18 protein-coding genes are annotated in these 17,973 nt (G+C 64.5%); 12 read left to right on the top strand and 6 right to left on the bottom strand.

The annotated features are described in order from the left end of the window. The coding region (locus tag ACX80G_RS11530) for an HNH endonuclease signature motif containing protein (RefSeq protein ID WP_459307781.1) at window positions 1–1,529 on the top strand (1,529 nt) is incomplete at its 5' end. 126 nt (window positions 1,530–1,655) lie between these two features. Here ACX80G_RS11530 and ACX80G_RS11525 read toward each other — a convergent pair. Together ACX80G_RS11525 and ACX80G_RS11520 are read right to left on the bottom strand one after the other, a co-directional pair. Next, the gene (locus ACX80G_RS11525) at window positions 1,656–1,913 is read right to left on the bottom strand and encodes a mycoredoxin (protein ID WP_459307780.1); all 258 of its coding nucleotides are present in this window, start codon (window positions 1,911–1,913) and stop codon (window positions 1,656–1,658) included. Window positions 1,914–2,048: 135 nt separating this feature from the next. Further along, window positions 2,049–2,486 carry a VOC family protein gene (locus tag ACX80G_RS11520; protein ID WP_459307779.1) on the bottom strand — a complete coding sequence of 146 codons (438 nt, stop codon included), beginning with the start codon at window positions 2,484–2,486 and terminating at the stop codon, window positions 2,049–2,051. Between the two features lie 169 nt (window positions 2,487–2,655). On the opposite strand from ACX80G_RS11520, the gene thrS reads away from it, so the two are divergent. The 4 genes from thrS (at window position 2,656) to pdxS (ending at window position 6,907) form a co-directional block, all read left to right on the top strand. Then, window positions 2,656–4,671 carry a threonine--tRNA ligase gene (gene thrS / locus ACX80G_RS11515; RefSeq protein ID WP_459307778.1) on the top strand — a complete coding sequence of 672 codons (2,016 nt, stop codon included), beginning with the start codon at window positions 2,656–2,658 and terminating at the stop codon, window positions 4,669–4,671. 5 nt (window positions 4,672–4,676) lie between these two features. Beyond that, on the top strand, window positions 4,677–5,315 hold the full coding sequence (locus tag ACX80G_RS11510) for an HIT family protein (protein ID WP_459307777.1): 639 nt from the start codon (window positions 4,677–4,679) through the stop codon (window positions 5,313–5,315). Beyond that, complete coding sequence (gene pgsA / locus ACX80G_RS11505; protein ID WP_459307776.1) at window positions 5,305–5,925, top strand: phosphatidylinositol phosphate synthase; 621 nt, start codon at window positions 5,305–5,307, stop codon at window positions 5,923–5,925. The genes ACX80G_RS11510 and pgsA overlap by 11 nt, the downstream gene beginning before the upstream one ends. A 67-nt stretch (window positions 5,926–5,992) precedes the next feature. Continuing rightward, window positions 5,993–6,907, top strand: coding sequence for a pyridoxal 5'-phosphate synthase lyase subunit PdxS (gene pdxS / locus ACX80G_RS11500; RefSeq protein WP_196841623.1), 915 nt, complete (start codon window positions 5,993–5,995; stop codon window positions 6,905–6,907). A 118-nt stretch (window positions 6,908–7,025) separates the two neighbouring features. Here the strand turns inward: pdxS and ACX80G_RS11495 are convergent, their stop codons facing one another. Both ACX80G_RS11495 and ACX80G_RS11490 read right to left on the bottom strand, forming a co-directional pair. Then, window positions 7,026–7,736 carry a GNAT family N-acetyltransferase gene (locus tag ACX80G_RS11495; RefSeq protein WP_459307775.1) on the bottom strand — a complete coding sequence of 237 codons (711 nt, stop codon included), beginning with the start codon at window positions 7,734–7,736 and terminating at the stop codon, window positions 7,026–7,028. 6 nt (window positions 7,737–7,742) lie between these two features. Further along, on the bottom strand, window positions 7,743–9,752 hold the full coding sequence (locus ACX80G_RS11490) for a M3 family metallopeptidase (RefSeq protein WP_459307774.1): 2,010 nt from the start codon (window positions 9,750–9,752) through the stop codon (window positions 7,743–7,745). Between the two features lie 94 nt (window positions 9,753–9,846). Here ACX80G_RS11490 and ACX80G_RS11485 point away from each other — a divergent pair, with 94 nt between their 5' ends. After that, window positions 9,847–11,184, top strand: a complete 1,338-nt coding sequence (locus ACX80G_RS11485) for a CapA family protein (protein WP_459307773.1) — start codon at window positions 9,847–9,849, stop codon at window positions 11,182–11,184. A 78-nt stretch (window positions 11,185–11,262) separates the two neighbouring features. On the opposite strand, the gene ACX80G_RS11480 is transcribed toward ACX80G_RS11485, so the two are convergent. After that, on the bottom strand, window positions 11,263–11,985 hold the full coding sequence (locus ACX80G_RS11480) for a type 1 glutamine amidotransferase (protein ID WP_459307772.1): 723 nt from the start codon (window positions 11,983–11,985) through the stop codon (window positions 11,263–11,265). Beyond that, on the bottom strand, window positions 11,985–13,256 hold the full coding sequence (locus ACX80G_RS11475) for a Mur ligase family protein (protein ID WP_459307771.1): 1,272 nt from the start codon (window positions 13,254–13,256) through the stop codon (window positions 11,985–11,987). The genes ACX80G_RS11480 and ACX80G_RS11475 overlap by 1 nt, the downstream gene beginning before the upstream one ends. Before the next feature lie 69 nt (window positions 13,257–13,325). On the opposite strand from ACX80G_RS11475, the gene pdxT reads away from it, so the two are divergent. From pdxT to ACX80G_RS11445, 6 genes are all read left to right on the top strand, one after another. Beyond that, entirely contained in the window at window positions 13,326–14,042 is a 717-nt protein-coding gene (gene pdxT, locus ACX80G_RS11470) for a pyridoxal 5'-phosphate synthase glutaminase subunit PdxT (RefSeq protein ID WP_459307770.1), read from the top strand. Continuing rightward, window positions 14,026–14,784 carry a YebC/PmpR family DNA-binding transcriptional regulator gene (locus ACX80G_RS11465; protein WP_459307769.1) on the top strand — a complete coding sequence of 253 codons (759 nt, stop codon included), beginning with the start codon at window positions 14,026–14,028 and terminating at the stop codon, window positions 14,782–14,784. Before pdxT ends, ACX80G_RS11465 begins: the two co-directional genes overlap by 17 nt. A 48-nt stretch (window positions 14,785–14,832) precedes the next feature. Then, entirely contained in the window at window positions 14,833–15,405 is a 573-nt protein-coding gene (ruvC, locus tag ACX80G_RS11460; RefSeq protein ID WP_459307768.1) for a crossover junction endodeoxyribonuclease RuvC, read from the top strand. Between the two features lie 88 nt (window positions 15,406–15,493). Continuing rightward, on the top strand, window positions 15,494–16,120 hold the full coding sequence (gene ruvA, locus ACX80G_RS11455; RefSeq protein WP_459307767.1) for a Holliday junction branch migration protein RuvA: 627 nt from the start codon (window positions 15,494–15,496) through the stop codon (window positions 16,118–16,120). Next, window positions 16,120–17,280 (top strand): Holliday junction branch migration DNA helicase RuvB, encoded by a 1,161-nt coding sequence (ruvB, locus tag ACX80G_RS11450; protein ID WP_459307766.1) that lies wholly within the window; start codon window positions 16,120–16,122, stop codon window positions 17,278–17,280. Before ruvA ends, ruvB begins: the two co-directional genes overlap by 1 nt. A gap of 103 nt (window positions 17,281–17,383) precedes the next feature. Further along, the gene (locus ACX80G_RS11445) at window positions 17,384–17,935 is read left to right on the top strand and encodes a preprotein translocase subunit YajC (protein WP_459307765.1); all 552 of its coding nucleotides are present in this window, start codon (window positions 17,384–17,386) and stop codon (window positions 17,933–17,935) included. Window positions 17,936–17,973: the final 38 nt, after the last annotated feature.

The raw sequence follows: 17,973 nt of genomic DNA, 5'->3' as shown, positions 1-17,973 counted from the left end.
AGGACACTGTTGAGGACACTGTTGAGGACACTGTTGAGGACACTGTTGAGGACACTGTTGAGGACACTGTTGAGGACACTGTTGAGGACACTGTTGAGGACACTGTTGAGGACACTGTTGAGGGCGCGCCTGAAGAACCAGCGGAGCAGCCGGCTGACGGCCCTGCTGAAGGCGCTGGTGGGGGTTTGCCGGGGACTGCTGAGTTGTTGGTGGCGGTGGAGCGGTTGGCGTCGTGGGTCGCTGCCCGGCAGGCGGAGCTGGTTGCTGCCCTCCATGTTGAGGTGCGGGCCCAGGCCGCCGCCCTGGCTGCCTCGCGTAGCGGATCGGGTTCGCAGATTGGTAACGGGCTCGGCTTCACCCTTTCTGCCGAGGAATTGGCGCCGTTGCTGAATATTTCCGGCCGGGCAGCGCACCGGTTGCTGGGTCAGAGCCTGACCCTGGTCCTGGACCTCCCGAAAACCCTGCACTGCCTGGGCCGGGGAATGATTTCGGTCCGGCAAGCCCAGCTGATCGCCGACGAAGCGTTGTTCTTACCGGCCGAGGTGTTGCCTGGGTTCGAGGATCAGGTCCTGGCCCGCGGCGCGCATCTGACCCCGCCACGGTTGAGAGCGACCTGTCACCGGGTCCGGGAAAGACTGCATCCCGCATCCATCGTCACCCGTAAGGCCGCCGCAGCCTTGGACCGGCACGTGGAAGTGACCTCAGCCCAGGACGGGATGGCCTGGCTCTCCGCGTATCTGCCGGCCGAGCAGGCCTGCGGCATCGAACACCGCCTGACCTTCACCGCACGGGCCCTGCAAAACCCGTCCGAATCCCGGACTCTCACCCAACTCAAGGCCGACGTCTTCAGCGACCTCCTCACCCACCACTGCCCACCCACCGAGAGCACTCACCACGACGCCGACGCTGATGGTGCTGGCGGTGCCGCTGACGGCCGCGCCGGCGCGGCCGACCCCAGCACAGCTACCGGCACTGGTGATACCGGTGGTGCTGGTGGTGCTGCTGGGGCTGGTGGTGGTGGGGGTGGGTTGGTTGATCTGGCGTCGGTGAAGGGTGTGCAGCCGGTTGTGTTCGTGACCGTTCCGGTGCTGACCCTGCTCGGCGGCGATGGGCCGGCCGACCTCGAAGGGTACGGTCCGATCGACCCGGACACGGCACGCCAACTCGCCGCCCACGCCCCCGGATTCATCAGGATCCTCACCCACCCCGAAACCGGGACCGTGCTCAGCGTCGGCCGGGACCGCTACAAAGTCCCCCAAGGCCTGCGCACCACAATCCTGGTCAGGGATAAAACCTGCCGCCACCCGGGCTGCAACCGGTCCGCGCCGGCCTGCGATATCGACCACACGATCCCCTGGCACCAGGGCGGGACCACCAGCTACGACAACCTGGCAGCGCTCTGCCGACGCCACCATATGCTCAAAACCGAGGGTTTCTGGCACTACGAACAACCCGAACCAGGGACCATCGCCGCTACCTCACTGACCGGCAAAAACTACACCACCCTGCCCCAACCACCACCCTTCTAACCTGGGCGAGAGGTGGGGCAAGCCATGGGCGAGAGGTGGGGCACCATGTGAGAGCAGGCAGCGGGGCAAAAGGTCGGACATGCCTGGAGCGGTGGTGCAGGCTTCACCGGATCGAAGAGTGCAGAGCTAGCTTCCCAAACGAGCCAGGACGTCCGACACCGAAGGGTTGGTAGCAGCGGAGCCGTCGGGGAACAGCACCGTCGGGACCGTCTGGTTACCACCGTTGAGGGATTCGACCAATGCCGCGGTGCCTTCCACCTCTTCGATGTTGATCTCGGTGTAGCCGACTCCCTTGGCATCCAGCTGCTTCTTCAACCGGCGGCAGTAGCCGCACCAGCTGGTTGAGAACATGGTGATCGTGCCGGCATCGGGGGTGAAGTCCACGGTGCTCCTTCTTGAATTGATAAATCGAATTAAGGGAAGCGCTGGGAAGCGCTCACTCAGTTTGGGCGGTCCATAGTCTTCAACACGCGGAACTGCAGTTAGATTCCTGAGCCGAGCTCGGGCACTGCTTTCCGGTCAGACAATCTCGCGCAGCGAGACGGTGCCGTCCTCGACGACAGCCAGGCCCGGATTGTGGCAGACCTCCCAATGGAAGCCGTCCGGATCGGCGAAGTACCCCGAATATCCGCCCCAACTCATCGCGGTCCCCTCCGCGATCAGCTCAGCACCGGCATTGACCGCCGTCTGAAGGATCACATCCACCTCATCGGGAGAGTCCACGTTATGCCCCAAAGTCAGCGGAGGTGCGATGGGTCCGTGACCGATGTTCCCCACCTCAGCAGCCAGATGATCCGCCCTGAAGAGGGACAGCACCAAACCATGGCCTACCTGGAAAAATGCCACCTCATCAGGAACGTAGACCAGGGGCTCCCAGCCAAGAGCTTTAGCGTAAAAACCGTAGGACGTATCAAGGTTACGGACGCCCAACGTAATGACTGAGACCTGAGACTTCATGGATTGATCCTACTGACAATGACTGAGACCTGAGACTTCATGGATTGATCCTACTGACACCGTGGCGCTTCGGCAGCGACGCGCGCTAGCCAGGTTGTTGGAGGCGCCCAAGCACAGCAGATACCATCAGAGAGTTAACCCGCCGTACCACCCTAGCTAGGAGACCACTGTGTCAGCGCCCTCCCTTATCACCCTCCTCGTCGACGGCGAGGAGCACCAGGTGACTACGGGCACAACCGGCGTTGACCTGTTCGCGGAACGCCGCGACGTCGTCGTCGTCCGGGTGGACGGTGAACTGGTCGACCTTGACCAGCCGCTCCCCGCGGGTGCCCGCGTTGAACCCATCACCATCAGTTCACCCGAGGGGCTGGAAGTGCTGCGCCACTCCACGGCCCACGTGATGGCACAGGCGGTCCAACAACTGCGCCCCGATGCAAAGCTCGGCATCGGCCCCTACATTACCGACGGATTTTACTTCGACTTTGACGTCGAAACCCCCTTCACTCCAGAAGACCTGAAGCAGCTCGAAAAGATGATGCTGAAGATCGTCAACAACAACCAGCTGTTCGTCCGCCGCGTCGCCACCGACGCCGAAGCCCGCGAAGCGATGGCCAACGAGCCCTACAAGCTGGAGCTGATCGGCCTCAAAGGCGGTTCGGGCGATATCACTGACGACGACGGCGCCTCCGTCGAGGTTGGCGCCGGCGAGCTGACCATTTACGACAACATCGACCGCAAGAGCGGCGACGTGGTCTGGAAAGACCTGTGCCGTGGGCCACACCTGCCCAACACCAAGCTCATTTCCAACGCCTACGCCCTGACCCGCTCCGCCGCCGCCTACTGGCGCGGCAGTGAGAAGAACCAGCAGCTGCAGCGCATTTACGGCACCGCCTGGCCCACCAAGGACGAGCTGAAGGCCTACCAGGAGCGCATCGCCGAAGCTGAGCGCCGCGACCACCGCAAACTCGGCACCGAGCTGGATCTGTTCTCCTTCCCCGACGAGCTGGGCTCCGGACTGCCCGTCTTCCATCCCAAAGGCGGCATCATCCGCAAGGCAATGGAGGACTATTCCCGGCAGCGCCACGTCGACGCCGGCTACGAGTTCGTCTACACCCCGCACATCACCAAGGGGCACCTGTACGAGGTGTCCGGCCACCTGGACTGGTACCGCGACGGCATGTTCCCGGCGATGCACGTCGACGAGGAACTCAACGAGGACGGCACCGTGCGCAAGCCGGGCCAGGACTACTACCTCAAGCCCATGAACTGTCCCATGCATAACCTGATCTTCAAATCCCGGGGCCGGTCCTACCGGGAACTCCCGTTGCGGATGTTCGAGTTCGGGTCCGTGTACCGATACGAAAAGTCGGGGGTGGTACATGGGCTGACCCGCGTCCGCGGTATGACCCAGGACGACGCCCACATCTACTGCAGCCGCGAACAAATGAAGGACGAGCTCACCGAGACGCTCAACTTTGTCCTCGGCCTGCTCAAAGATTACGGACTGGACGACTTTTACCTCGAACTGTCCACGAAGAATCCTGAAAAATCGGTCGGGTCTGACGAGATCTGGGAGGAAGCCACCCGGACCCTCGCCGAGGTGGGGGAAGCTTCCGGTCTTGAGCTGCGGCCCGATCCAGGTGGAGCCGCGTTTTACGGTCCGAAGATCTCGGTGCAGGCCCGCGACGCCATCGGCCGTACCTGGCAGATGTCCACCATTCAGTTGGACTTCAACCTGCCGGAACGGTTCGAACTCGAATACCAGGCGGCGGACGGCACCCGGCAGCGCCCGGTGATGATCCACCGCGCCCTGTTCGGCTCCATTGAGCGGTTCATGGGCGTCCTGACCGAGCACTACGCGGGCGCGTTCCCGGCCTGGCTCGCTCCGGTCCAGGTCCTTGCCATCCCGGTGGCCGAAGCGTTCAACGACTACCTGTTCGACGTCGTCGCCTTACTCAAGGCCGAGGGAATCCGTGCCCAGGTGGACATCGGTACCGACCGGTTCCCGAAGAAGATCCGCACCGCAAGCAAGGAGAAGGTTCCCTTCGTGCTGATCGCGGGCGGAGATGACCAGGATGCCGGAGCCGTGTCCTTCAGGTTCCGCGATGGTAGCCAGGACAACCAGGTGCCGATCGATGAGGCAGTGCGGCGCATCGTCGAGGCCGTCCGGAATCGGGACAAGTAAAACGTATGGAGAGTGCTACAGGGGCTGACGGGCAACACGCCGATGGGCGTTATCCGGGCGACGACGGTGTGACCGATGACTTCGAGATCGCTGGCGTCCCGGATGCCTTTCAGCGCCTGTGGACTCCCCACCGGATGGCGTACATCAAGGGTGGACAGTCCCAGTTCAAGGACAAAGACGACTGTCCCTTCTGTGTTGCGCCGTCCCGCAGCGACGAGGATTCACTCATCGTGCATCGGGGGATCCACGCCTACGTGATCCTCAACCTCTTCCCTTACAACCCGGGGCACCTGCTGGTCTGCCCCTACCGGCATGTACCCGACTACACCGACGTCGACAGCGACGAGACGATCGAGATCGCCGAGCTTACCCAGACAGCGATGCGGGTGCTGCAGGAAGTGGCTAAACCCACAGGCTTCAACCTCGGCATGAACCAGGGGGTCACCGGGGGAGCCGGCATCGCCGCCCACCTGCACCAGCACGTGGTGCCGCGTTGGGGTGGAGACGGCAACTTCCTGCCGATCATCGCTCAAACCAAGGCGATCACCCAAACCCTCGACGAGGTGCGGATCCAGATGGCGGGTGCCTGGCCCCAGACCGCTGGTGTTCGGACCCCACAGGCCGGTGATTCAGGTGCTGAATAAGTATGCGCGCAGTTTTTTCACGAGGCTTTTCAGCCCGATCGCCAGGCTCTTCCTCAGATGGGGCGTCTCTCCCGACGCGGTGACTATTGTCGGAACCTTGGGCGTGGCGATCGGTGCCCTGGTTTTTTACCCGCTGGGTGAACTGTTCTGGGGCACCATCTTCATCACCGCCTTCGTGTTCTCCGACTTGATCGACGGCATCATGGCCCGCATCAAGGGCGCAGGCGGCACTTGGGGAAACTTCCTTGACTCCACCCTGGACCGGATTGCCGACGGTGCCTTGTTCGCCGGGGTGGCTATCTGGTTCTTCGGCGGCGGCGACAACCACCCCATCGCTATTGCCGCGCTGGCGTGCCTGGTGTTGGGCATGCTGGTCTCCTATGCCCGGGCAAAAGCGGAATCCCTGGGCTTCACAGCAAACGTTGGCATCGCCGAACGAGCCGAACGGCTGGTATCGGTTCTGGTGGTGACCGGCCTGACCGGACTGGGGTTACCCCAGGCGTTCCTCCTGACTGTCCTGGTCCTACTGGCTCTCGCAAGCACCGCGACAGTGATTCAGCGGGTAGTGGCAGTTCACAAACAGGCGATGGCCTCCAGCGACACCCGTTAGCGGCAATTGCCGCCCATGAGCGGGCGTATTATTAATTGTTATCTTTTACCTAACTTAGGGGCGAATTGTGTCCACCGTTGAAGAAACTTCGACAACCGCGCCCGTGACCGGCAGCAGCCGGGTCAAGCGCGGCATGGCTGAAATGCTCAAAGGCGGCGTCATCATGGACGTGGTCACCGCGGAGCAGGCGCGCATCGCTGAAGATGCTGGCGCCGTCGCGGTGATGGCGCTCGAGCGTGTTCCCGCCGATATCCGCGCGCAGGGTGGCGTGTCCAGGATGAGCGATCCGGACATGATCGACAGCATCATTGCGGCTGTCTCCATTCCGGTGATGGCAAAGGCAAGAATCGGGCACTTTGTCGAGGCGCAGGTTCTGCAGTCCCTCGGCGTCGACTACATCGACGAGTCCGAGGTCCTGACCCCCGCCGACTACGCCAACCACATCGACAAGTGGAAGTTCACCGTCCCCTTCGTCTGCGGTGCAACTAACCTGGGCGAGGCGCTGCGTCGCCTCAACGAGGGTGCTGCGATGATCAGGTCCAAGGGCGAGGCCGGCACCGGCGACGTCTCGAACGCCACCATGCACATGCGTAAGATCCGTTCGGAAATCCTTCGCCTGTCATCGATGGCTGAGGACGAACTGTACGTGGCAGCGAAAGAGCTGCAGGCACCGTTTGACCTGGTCAAGGAAGTAGCGCGGACCGGAAAGCTCCCGGTCGTGCTCTTCACCGCGGGCGGCATTGCCACCCCGTCCGACGCAGCAATGATGATGCAGCTCGGAGCCGACGGCGTGTTTGTTGGCTCGGGAATCTTCAAGTCGGGCAACCCGGCTGAACGCGCCGCAGCCATTGTGAAGGCCACTACCTTCCACGACGATCCCGACATGATCGCCAAGGTGTCCCGTGGCCTGGGCGAAGCAATGGTTGGCATCAACGTTGACGAAATCCCTGAGCCTCACCGCCTCGCCGAGCGCGGCTGGTAAGCACCAGGTTACCCCGGACAAAAAGTCGGACCGCCAGAATCTGGCGGTCCGACTTTCTGTCGATGCAGGTCAGTGCAGGCCGAGCAGGTCGAGCAGGTCGGTCAGCGTCGCATCCACATCACAGTTGCCGCCAGTAAGTCTGGCCCCTGCCGATCAGCTCAAACCCCCGCTTTGAGTACAGCTCGTAGCCTTGCGGTGTGGCGTTCAATGCCAGATGCTCGGCGCCCGAGGCCGCGGCGGCCTTGGAGAGTCTGCTCAACAGCGCAGTCCCCAGGCCGCGCCGCTGGTAGTCCTGAAGTACCTCCATATTGAAGATGCCACCGAGCCCTTTGAGCCCCGGAACCCCTGACGGGTAGAATGAATACCCCGCGCCAACAATGCTGCCGTCCAACCGTGCCTCGGCATGCCACGCCTGACGGGGCTGGGACCGCACCACCCGTAGTTCCCGCGCCAGGGGCCCCCCGTAGTCGGGGACGTCGGTGGACAGGGAGGTGCCGGCGTCGTCGTACGCGGAGGGTTCCTCGACCGGAGCAGCCATCCACCAGGGCTGCCAGCCCGGGCTGAAGCCCAGCCCGGTCAGCTGGGACCCCTTCACCCCGCCGCCGAGCCACGCTCCCGCGCTGTGAGCACCCAGCCGGGCGCCTTCCGCCAGGGCGGGCCGGATCCCCGCGGGGGAGATTTCCTGAGGAAAGAGCAGGATCAGCTCACGCCGCGCTGGCAGCCACACCCAGTCGGACCCGTGAGTTGTGAAGGTTCGGCCGCTAGTCGCTGAGGACACCGCGGCAAACCAGGAACGTTGGAGGCGCTGGCACGCCGCGATGGTCACCATGGTGGTCTAGGCCAGCCCGCGGCGGGTGAGCAGGGGATCGATCAGTGCGTCGCGGCCGCGGAAGTTGCGGAAGGCCTGCAGCGGATCAATGCTGTTGCCGCGGGAGAGTAATTCGGTCCTGAAATGGTCGCCGTTCTCGCGGGTGAGTCCGCCCGCGGACTTGAACCACTCGACGGTGTCGGCGTCCAGTACTTCGCTCCAGATGTAGGCGTAGTACGCCGCCGAGTATCCGCCGGCGAAGATGTGCTTGAAATAGCCGGTACGGTAGCGTGGCGGGACGGGGGAGAAGTCCAGCCCTGCGGCGGCCAACGCCTCCCGTTCGAACGCCGCCGGGTCGGCAACCGTGGATCCCTCCGGAAGGGCGTGCCAGGCGAGGTCCAGCAGGGCTGCGCCCAGGTACTCGGTGGTGGCGAAGCCCTCGCCCCAGGTCTGGGCGGCGAGCAGCTTGTCGATGGTCGCCGTCGGCAGCGCCTCGCCGGTCCGATGATGCTTGGCGTAATTGGCCACCACCTCCGGCCACAGGATCCACATCTCGTTCACCTGCGACGGGTACTCGACGAAGTCCCGGGGCACACTGGTACCTGAGAAGGTGGGGTAGGTGACCGCGGAGAACAGCCCATGCAGCGCGTGGCCGAACTCGTGGAAGGTGGTCACCACCTGGTCGAAGGTGAGCAGGGTCGGCTCGCCGGCCGGCGGCTTGGGAATATTGAGGTTGTTGACGACGACGGCGTGGGTCCCGTTCAGCGCTGACTGTTCCACAAAGGAGTTCATCCAGGCGCCGCCGTTCTTCGTGTCCCTGGTGTAGTAATCGCCGAGGAACAGGCCCAGCCCGTCGCCGTCGGCGTCCTTGACTTCCCAGACCCGCACCTCGGGGTGGTAGCCCTCAAGATCGGTCCGCTCGGTGAAGGTCAGCCCATACAACCGGTTGGCGGCGAAGAAGATCCCGTCCTGCAAAACACGTTCCAGTTCGAAGTACTGGCGCAGTGAAGCGAGGTCGACGTCGAACTTGGCGGCGCGCACCCTTTCCGAGTAGTAGGCCCAGTCCCAGGCTTCGATCGGATGGCCTGCGGCAGCCTCCAGCTCCACCGCCTCGGCTCGCGCATTGCGGACAGCCGCCGGTGCGAGCTGTCCCAGCATCCGATGGATGGCGTCGAGTGAGGGTGCTGTCTGGTCATCGGTGGCGGCCGCGGCATGGCTGTCAAACCCGAGGAGAGCTGCCCGTTCGGCGCGCAGCTCCGCCATCCGGGCTGCAATGCCCAGGGTGTTGAACTCGTTGTCGGCCAACCCCCGGCTAATCGACGCCTCGTGCAACCGCTGGCGGGTGGTCCGGTTGGTCAGGGTCTCCAACGCGGGTTGCGCCGTCGGCAGGATCAAGGTGATCAGGTACTTGCCAGGCTGGCCAGCCGACTCGGCGGCTGCGGCAGCCGATCCGACGTCATCGGCGGACATGCCGTCCAGCTCGTCGACGGTGTCAACCCACAGGGCGGAGCGGTTGGTGTCCTTCAGGAGTCGCTGCTGGAAGTCGGTGCTCAGCTGGGACAGCTCGGTGTTCAGCTCCCGGAGCCGGTCCTGGGCGGCGTCGTCGAGCTGGGCACCCGCACGGATGAACCGTTTGACGTATTCCTCGACCAGACGGGTTGCCTCCGCGTCCAGACCATCAGCCGATACGGCGTTGACCCGCTCAAACAATTTACGGTTCAGGAAGATGTTATCTTCGTGGGCGGCGTAGCGCGGGGCGACCGCGGTCTCCAACTCCTGGATCGCCGGGGTGGAATGGGACGAGGAGCTGTTGTAGAACGCCAGGGCCACCCGGCGCAGGGTGTCCCCGGCGCGTTCGAGACCGACGATGGTGTTCTCGAAGTCCGCCGGCTCCCGCGAGGAGACGATCGCGTCAATCTCGGCGAGATGTTCGGCGAAGCCCGTTTCGAAGGCCGGCAAATAGTGGTCGTCCTTAATCAGCCCAAACGGGGGGAGCTGATACGGCAGGGTACTTGGTGCGAGGAAAGGGTTGCTCATAACAACTACCCTTACACACCAGCGACCCGCCCTCCAGCACCCGGTATACCCCAGCTGTGACGAAACGGGGACTATCGACGATGCAAGGTCTATCATGACTGTACGTCCGTTCAAGGAGGCTGCCATGGCAGTGAGGCTGAACAGGGTGGCGGCGACGGCGCTGACCATCGGAATGCTCTGCGGCTGCTCAGGAGTGGACGGCGGCACCCCCACAGCAGGTGACGGCACGACGGTGGCAGCGTCCGCCACCGCGTCCGGTTCGGCGACGAGCACCAAGTCAGCACCTGAACCGTCTCCCGAACCAGCACCTGAACTGTCGCCTGAACCGTCTCCTCAGCCAGCGCCTGAGATCACCCCAGGCGAAGGGCCACCCTGTGCGGCGGATCGTTGTTTCACAGTGGCCGCCACCGGCGACCTCCTGATCCATCCGGGCCTGTGGGAGCAGGCTGCCGCCGACGCGCACGACGCCTCCAACGACCCTGCCGCCGGTGGCACCGCATCCTTCGACTTTGGGCCCTTGCTGGCGAAGCAACGGGAATACCTGAACCACAGCGATCTGGGATTGTGCCACCTGGAAACCCCTGTGGCGGTGCCCGAGGGCCCGTTCAGTGGTTACCCCCAGTTCAACGTGCCGCCGCAGATCCTCGACGCTGCCAAAGCCGTCGGCTACGACGCCTGCACCACGGCCAGCAACCACACCATCGACGCCGGCACCCAGGGGTTGACCAGAACACTCGACGACCTCAACCGGGTGGGTCTTGAGCACACCGGTTCCTACGCCGACGAGAAATCGTCCCAGGACGTCATGATCCTCGAAACCACTGCCGCACGGGTGGCAGTCATCGGGGCCACCTACGGCCTCAACGGGCTGATCCCCGACCAGCCCTGGCAGGTTGACCTGATCGACGCCGACGTGATGATCGCCAAGGCGCGGCAGGCCCGGACGGAGGGGGCCGACGTCGTAATCGCCGCCATGCACGCCGGTGATGAGTATGCTTCGGTGCCCAACGCGCAGCAAGTCGAGGTGGCCCACGCCCTGGCCGACAGCGGCGAGGTCGACCTTATTTACGGCCACCACACCCACTCGGTGCTCCCGATCGAGAAGTACAACGGCACCTGGATTGTTTACGGCCTGGGCAACGGGGTCAGCGAACTGTCCCCGGTCCATGCCGTCAACAACGAGGGTCTGATGATCAGGGCCCAGTTCGCGCAAACTGACGGCGCGTGGACGGTCAGCGATCTGGCCTGGGTACCGTCGATCATTGTCAGCGCTCCGTACCGCTGGTGCGCGCTGCCACCGGAACAGCCGCCCGGCGAGTGCACCTCGCCAGACCGGGAAGCTGAGGTCAGCGCCCGCATCCTGGCCACGGTTGACACCTACGGAGCGGTCGACGACGGTGCCCACCTCTGGAATCTCGCCGAGGACCGGTGACCCGGGCTGGCTACTTGTATCGCCTGAGAGGTTGGTGACCCGGGCTGCGTGACCCGGGCCGGGCGCAGCCGGCCCGCTCTAGCGTGGACGCGCTCCCGCGTGGCGGCGGGCCAGATCGGCGAGGCTGTCGTCGAGGACGCCCGGTTCGAAGGACCCGAACTTCCGTTCGGCGGCCTTTCGGAGCAGGAAATCGGCGATCGCCGGGTTTTTCGGCAGCAGCGATCCGTGGAGGTAGCTCGCGACGACGTTCAGGTGGCGTGCACCCTCGTGACCGTCGCTGGAGTTGTTGCCTGCCCCCTTGGTCACCATGCCCAGCGGCCTGACACCGGGCCCCAGCCGGGTCTGTCCGCTGTGGTTCTCATACCCGTGGATCTCGCCGAATTCTTCGCTCTCAGCCACCACGTTGCCGATGAGGCGCTCGTTGGTGCCGTGGGTTTCCAGGTCGAGGATCCCGATGCCGGGAATGACAGTGCCGTCATGGGTTCTGAAGAACTTTCCGAACAGTTGGTACAGTCCGCAAATGACCAGCATCGGCAGCCCGTCCTCGGCGAGCTGCCGCAGCCTCGGCGCGATGGCCTGCAAATCCTGCTGGATGACCAGTTGGCCGCTGTCCTGCCCGCCGCCGCCAATAATCAGGTCGACGTCCGCCGGGAACTCGTCCCCGGCGGCGTGCTCAAGGATGGTGGCGGTGTACCCGTGCCAGGCGAGCCGCTGCTTCAGCACCAGGACGTTGCCCCAGTCGCCGTAGATGTTCATTTCCTTCGGATAGAGCTGCAGGATATTCAGGGTGCCTTTGGACATCAGGAAACCACCTCGACGGTTGTGATCTTGGAGAGGTCACGCCGGACCGCGAGCATCGCCGTATAGGTGCAGAAAATGCGTTTGGGCTGATCCGTCGCCGCGCTGATGAAGGACCGTAGCGCTGCTGTGGTGTCGGGTTCAACGGCGCGCACCTCGACGTCGTCGTACTTCAGCCGCAGCGCCATATCGTAGGCGCGGACCCCGCTGACCATGTCGACGCCAGCGAGCCCGAGGGAATCGAAGTCGACGTCCCAGAGCCAGGACATGTCACGGCCGTCGGCGTAGTTGTCGTTGATGGCGATCATCGTGGCGTAGCCGGCGGCGTCGAACGACTTCAGCCCCAGCCGGAACCCGCTGGGGTTCTTCACCAGCACCAGTTCCAGCGGTTTGCCGTCCACCACCAGCGACTCGCCGCGTCCGAAGGCCGGTTCCACGGTCGCGAGTGACGCGAACAGCGCCGCACGGTTGATGGTGTCACCGAGGACCACCCGGGCGGTGGCCAGCGCTGCCGCCGCGTTGAAAATGTTGTAGACCCCGCGCAGCCGCAGGTCGACGCTGGTCGACTCGCCGTCGGTCAGGAACGACGCCGAGTTCCCGTCGACGTGCTCCAGGATGACGTCGGCAGGAATGCTCGACGGGGGAGCGACGCCGATGTTGCCGCGCAGTTCGTCGTCGTTGGGGAAGGTGCTGCGCAGCGAGGAGTCAAGACCGAAGTAGGCGATGTCGGCAGTTGTCACAGTCGATGCGATACCCGCCACCCGTGGATCCTCGCGGTTCAGCACCACGGTGCCGGTGGTTCTCGCAGCAATTCGCTCGAGCAGGCGGGTGGTTTGGTCAATTTCACCGAACCGGTCCAGCTGGTCGCGGAGCACGTTGAGCAGCAGGCAGTGGGTGGGTGGCACCAGCTTCACGAAGTGGACTGCGTGTGCCTCATCCAGCTCCAGGACGGCGATGTCAGCCGTGAGCCTGCCCCGCCAGTTCACCTCGCCGAGCAAGGCTGCGGCGACGCCGCGGGTGAAGTTGCTGCCGGTACGGTTGGTGAAGACCGTCAGGCCCTGACCCTGCAGTAGCTCGACCACCATCTTGGTGGTGGTGGTCTTCCCATTGGTTCCGCTGATCACTACCACGCCTTGCGGCAGGCCGCTGAGCGCCCGCCCCATGAATCCTGGATCAATTTTTTCGACCACCAGGCCCGGCAGCGCCGAGCCTCCGCCCCGCAGCCGCGAGACGCGACGCACAGCCTTGCCGACCAGCACACTAAAGGGGAACATGACACCTAACTTATCGCAGTCGGGGCGGCCGTTTCTCCCCAGCGCCGCGCCCCAACCTAGAATGGATGGATGACCACTTTTCCCGCACCGGACTCATCCGGTGTGCACGTCGGCGTGTTGGCCGTCCAGGGTGACGTGCGAGAACACATCAGCACGATCGAGTCCCTGGGGGGCCGTGCTAGTGCTATCCGCCGCCCAACCGAACTGGCCAGGCTGGACGGCCTGATTATCCCGGGCGGTGAATCCACTGCCATGGATAAACTCACCAGGGCTTTCGACCTGGCCGAACCGTTGCGTAAGCTGATCGGGTCCGGGCTGCCCGTCTACGGGTCATGCGCGGGCATGATCATGCTGGCCGATGCCATCGCCGATCCGGCGACAGACCTGCAGGGCCGCCCGCAGCAGACCCTGGGCGGGCTCGACATCGTGGTGCGCCGCAACGCATTCGGTAGGCAACGGGATTCCTTCGAGACTGACCTTGAGTTCTCGGGGCTGGCCCCTGACGATTCCGGCACCGTCCCGCCGGTGCGTGCCGTCTTCATTCGCGCACCCTGGGTTGAGCGGGTCGGGGACTCGGTTGAGGTGCTGGCCGCGGTGCCGGGACGGGCGCCTGGCACGGACCTGCAGCAACCGGAAACCCACCGGGTCGCTAGGATTGTTGCGGTGCGGTCGGGGAACCTCCTCGCCACCAGCTTTCATCCCGAGGTAACCGGGGAGCGGCGGATTCACCAATTGTTTATGCAGATGATCCTAAGGAGAACGGTAGATCATGTCGGGGCACTCTAAATGGGCAACCACCAAACACAAGAAGGCCGCGATTGATGCGAAGCGCGCCAAATCCTTTGCCAAGCTGATCAAGAACATCGAGGTCGCCTCCCGTGCGGGCGGTGCCGATCTGGCAGGCAACCCGGGGCTCGAGCTTGCGGTACAGAAGGCGAAGAAGACTTCGGTGCCGATCGACAATATTAACCGCGCAGTGAAGCGCGGCGCCGGTCTGCTGGGCGACGCCGTCGAATATCAGACCATCATGTATGAGGCCCGCGGCCCGCAGGGTTCAGCCCTGCTGATTGAGTGCCTCACCGACAACAAGAACCGCGCCGCCTCGGAGGTCCGGTTGGGGGTCACCCGCAACGGCGGATCGATGGCCGATCCAGGGTCCGTGGCCTACCTCTTCACCCGGAAGGGTGTGGTGACGCTGCCAGCCAGCGAGCTCACCGAGGACGATCTGTTGCTGGCAGTGCTCGACGCCGGTGCCGAGGAAGTCAAGGAGACTGCGGGACGCTTTGAGGTCATTTCCGAACCTCAGGATCTTCGCGCCGTGGTGGCGGGGCTTGAGGAAGCCGGCATCGACTACGACACCGACGAGGCTGAGTTCGTCCCGTCCATGCAGGTGGAGCTCGACGCCGACGGCGCCCGCAAGTTCATCCGCCTGGTCGACGCGCTGGAGGACCTCGACGACGTCCAGAACGTGTACTCCAACGCCGATCTTTCGGATGAGGTGCTGGCCGAACTGGATGGCGACGACTAACCCAGTGGCTATCCCTTCAGCCCCGCCGCAGCACCGCCGGGCCGTCGCATGACCCTGCGCGTCATGGGAGTCGACCCGGGCCTGACCCGGTGCGGGCTGGCTGTCGTCGACATTGAGCCCAACCGGCGGTCGACTCTCGTGGCCGTGGGGGTGGTGGGCACACCCGCCGACCAATTGCTGGACCGGCGGCTGCTCGTCATCTCCGATGCAGTCGATGAATGGCTCGACGCCCACTCACCCGACGTGCTCGCCGTCGAACGCGTGTTCAGCCAACTCAACGTGAGCACGGTGATGGGTACAGCCCAGGCCTCCGGCGTCGTCATGGTCGCGGCGGCCCGGCGCGGCATCCCGGTGGCCCTCCACACACCCACCGAGGTGAAGGCTGCAGTGACGGGCAACGGCCAGTCGGACAAGGCGGCGGTTACCAAGATGGTGACGAAAATTCTCCGACTCGACACGGCGCCCAAACCCGCCGACGCCGCCGATGCCCTTGCCCTGGCCATCACGCACGCCTGGCGGCAGGGGGTCGCCGCCAATCGCGCGTCGGCCGACCGCGGGACAGCGACGGTGGCGCAACGGATCTGGGCCGAGGCCGAGGCGAAAGCCCGACGACGCCGGTAACCCGACGGTGTGGCGCTCCGGAGAAAGTCCGAGAAGACCAGTACGCTGTTCGTAGATATGTTCGGATAGAAATTTTGGAGTAGCGCGCATGATCAGTTCCCTCCGCGGCACCGTTAGCCACGTTGGCCTCAACTCGGCCGTGCTGGACGTCAACGGGTTTGGTATGCAGATTCTTGCCACCCCGCAGACGCTTGCTACCCTCCGTACCGGGCAGGAAGCCCAGGTGTTCACCGCGATGATCGTCCGCGAGGATTCCATGACGCTCTTCGGGTTCGAGGAAGCCGATCAGCGTGAGGTGTTCGACACGCTCCTCGGCGTCAGCGGCGTCGGCCCCCGGCTGGCATTGGCGGTGCTGGCCGTGCACACGCCGGAGGCCATCCGGGTGGCCGCGTCGTCCGGCGACGACAAGGCGTTCAGCAGGGTGCCCGGCATCGGACCGAAGGGCGCCCGACGGATTGTGCTGGAACTGGCTGACAAGCTAATTCCCCTGGGCACCACCGGGACGACGCCGAAGAATAGCTGGCAGGGACAGGTCCTGACAGCGATGATGGGGCTCGGTTGGTCGGAAAAGGACGCCACAGCCGCGATCGACGCAGCAACCGCCGAAGCACCCGAGGTGGCCGCGACGGGCGACGTCGGAGCCATCCTGAAGCTCACTCTGCGCAGGCTCGGCCAGGACGGTGCCCGGGCGTCAGCACGTAGCCGGGTCAGCTGATGGCCCGCGACGACGCAGCAACGGGGGAGGAGACCCCCGTGGTCGCACCCGCCGGTGACCCCGAGGACCGGGCGGTCGAGGCAGCGCTGCGCCCCAAGAACCTTGACGACTTTGTGGGGCAGCAGCGGGTCCGCCGACAGCTGTCGTTGGTGCTGGAAGCCTCACGGCTGCGCGGCAGGACGGCCGATCATGTGCTATTGTCCGGCCCGCCGGGACTGGGCAAGACCACGCTGGCAATGATTATCGCCGCCGAGATGAACGCTCCGCTGCGGATCAGTTCCGGGCCGGCCATCCAGCACGCCGGCGACCTCGCAGCTATCCTCTCCTCACTCACCGACGGGGAGGTGCTGTTCCTCGACGAAATCCACCGCATGTCCCGGCCCGCCGAGGAAATGCTGTACATGGCGATGGAGGACTTCCGGGTCGACATCATTGTCGGCAAGGGTCCCGGAGCGACCGCGATCCCGCTGGACCTGCCGCCGTTTACCCTGGTGGGTGCCACTACGCGAGCCGGCCTGCTGCCCGGCCCGCTGCGTGACCGGTTCGGTTTCACCGGACACCTCGAGTTTTATTCGACGGCGGAGCTTGAGCTGGTGCTGCGCCGGTCGGCGATGCTGATGGATATGAAGGTGAATTCGGCTGCCTTTTCCGAGGTGGCCGGGCGGTCCCGCGGCACGCCCCGTATCGCCAACCGCCTGCTGCGCCGGGTCCGCGACTGGGCGCTGGTGCACGGCGTCGACCTGATCGACGCGCGCTGCGCCGGGGCGGCGCTGGACATGTATGAGGTGGACGCCAAGGGCCTTGATCGTCTCGACCGGGCGGTCCTGACCGCCCTGATCACCAAGTTCAACGGCGGTCCGGTGGGCTTGTCCACGCTGGCCATCGCCGTCGGCGAAGAGCCTGAGACTGTCGAGACGGTCGCTGAACCGTTCCTGGTGCGGGAAGGGATGCTCGGACGGACCCCCCGTGGCCGGATCGCCACCCGGGTGGCCTGGGACCACCTTGGCCTGGTCATGCCGGCCACTGTTGCTGCGGCCATGCCGGAAGACCTGTTCACCGTGCTGTCCGAAGAAGACACCCTGAGTGAGAACAACCTCGGTGACAGCAACCTTGGCAGCGACAACGACGAGGTAACAGAATGGGCCAACACCGAGGGGTAGGCGAGCCGGCAGGACGCGCACCATCACGTTTCCCTTTACACTGATATGACGTGCGGCACGTCAGGTGCGTGCGGATCCCAAGATATAGAAACGGAATCACCCTGTGTTCCCCACCCTTTTAGCCCAGACTGCCGCCCAAGATCCAGGTTTTGACATTTTCAACCTGCTCCTGCCGTTGGCGCTCGGAGTATTGATCTTCATGATGTTCCGGAGGCAGCGGAAGACCCAGAAGACCATCAAGGAGCAGCGTACTCAAATGGTTCCCGGCACCGAAGTGATGACCAACTTCGGCCTCTTCGGCACCGTTATCTCACTCGATGAGGAAGCCAATAAGGCGCTCCTGCAGCTCGGTCCGGGCGCCACGGCCACGGTCCACATGCAGACCCTCACCAAGGTGGTTCAGCCCGAACCCGCCGATGACGACGACGAAACGCCAGCCGTCCCGGACGACGCTTCCTCGCTGACCAGCCACGGTGCGGACACCCCGGTCGCCGACTCCCGGACCACCGCCGCCCGGGCCGCCACTGTCGAAGGCCAGGATCAGCCCCGCCAGGACGAGGTACTTCCCGGCTCGGACCCTGAGCGACCTGCATCCCGTCCGGAGGACGAGCTCCGTCCGGACTATGACAACAAGCGGGACAACAAAGACAACTAGCGCCCGGGTGGGGCCAGCGTCGACGCGGCGTTGGCCCT

The sequence above is a fragment of the Arthrobacter glycogeni genome (genome assembly GCF_054510815.1).
Note: the sequence above shows the minus strand (reverse complement) of the source record. Positions and strands in the feature narration are given on the sequence as shown.